Consider the following 936-nt stretch of genomic DNA (forward strand, 5'->3'; position numbering starts at 1 on the left):
GGGCCGGGGTGGGTTGGCCAAAAAGAATCTTCGTTACGTTGTGTCCCCTTAAGATCACCCAGGGTAGCTAGACGCTGTACGTCGGACCGATCTGGAGGAACAAGGATGCATGTAGGGGTAAAGCTCGGCGTCAATCTGGCCGCCGTCGTGCTCGCGGGGGGCACGCTGGGCGGTGCGGCAGCCGCTTCGCAGCCGCCGCCGAATCCGGGGCAGGACGAGCAGGGGGCCGCCCAGCCCCGGCCCTCGCAGGAGGAAGGGCACGGGCCCGGCGGCATCGAGGTGGGGCCCGAGGGCGCCGCCAAGGCGCTGGAACGGCTGAAGCAGCGGAATGAGCAGCGTGCTCGCTGGTGCCACGGAAGGGTTCTCCCCTCCAACGGGCTCAACGTCCGGAGCGGGCCGGGCACCGGGCACAAGGTGGTCGACACGCTGGAGCACGGCAAGCACGTCACCACGAACTGGAGCAGCATCCAGCGCAGGGACGGGTACCTGTGGGTGCGGCTCCGGCACAGCCCCCACTGGATCGCCGACTACAAGATCGGCCACGGCAACGGCAAGTGGTACATCGACTACCGCAACTGCTGAGCGGCCTTCGCCTCGCCCCATCGTGCCGACGACGGGGCGGGGCGTTCATCGTCCCGCGGACGCGGCCGGCGGGGCGAACCTGATCATGTAGGAGCCGGGGGGCGCGGGGACGTTGCCGCTCGCGCGGATGGCCAGGACGGCGATGAGGGCGGCGACGGCGAGGCCGACGACGCCGACGATCCCGGCGGCCACGTACTGGGAGCGGCGGGGCTCGTACGGGGAGCGGGGACGCTTCATGACCGGCAGGCTAGGGCCGCGGCGCGGTCGCCATCGCGGTTCTTAAGGCGGATTTAAGGGCCGGCTATGCCGATCCGGGGGTGCGCGTCCGCTGGCCGCGGGAGTGGCGGCGGCGGA

Annotated in this window: 2 protein-coding genes; one reads left to right on the forward strand and one right to left on the reverse strand. The window is 70.8% G+C overall.

The window, feature by feature from the left end; genetic code table 11:
• Positions 1-105 precede the first annotated feature (105 nt).
• The gene (locus tag E1281_RS39770) at positions 106-582 is read left to right on the forward strand and encodes an SH3 domain-containing protein (RefSeq protein WP_131884829.1); all 477 of its coding nucleotides are present in this window, start codon (positions 106-108) and stop codon (positions 580-582) included.
• Between the two features lie 45 nt (positions 583-627).
• Here the strand turns inward: E1281_RS39770 and E1281_RS39775 are convergent, their stop codons facing one another.
• Complete coding sequence (locus tag E1281_RS39775) at positions 628-819, reverse strand: hypothetical protein (protein ID WP_131884830.1); 192 nt, start codon at positions 817-819, stop codon at positions 628-630.
• Positions 820-936: the final 117 nt, after the last annotated feature.

It is taken from the genome of Actinomadura sp. KC345 (assembly GCF_004348515.1).
In the GTDB taxonomy this organism is placed as follows: Bacteria; Actinomycetota; Actinomycetes; order Streptosporangiales; family Streptosporangiaceae; genus Spirillospora.

Bases quoted from the DNA above. Each gene is read 5' to 3' on its own strand.
- E1281_RS39770 (WP_131884829.1), top strand. From the start codon at position 106: ATGCATGTAGGGGTAAAGCTCGGCGTCAATCTGGCCGCCGTCGTGCTC.
- E1281_RS39775 (WP_131884830.1), bottom strand. From the start codon at position 819: ATGAAGCGTCCCCGCTCCCCGTACGAGCCCCGCCGCTCCCAGTACGTG.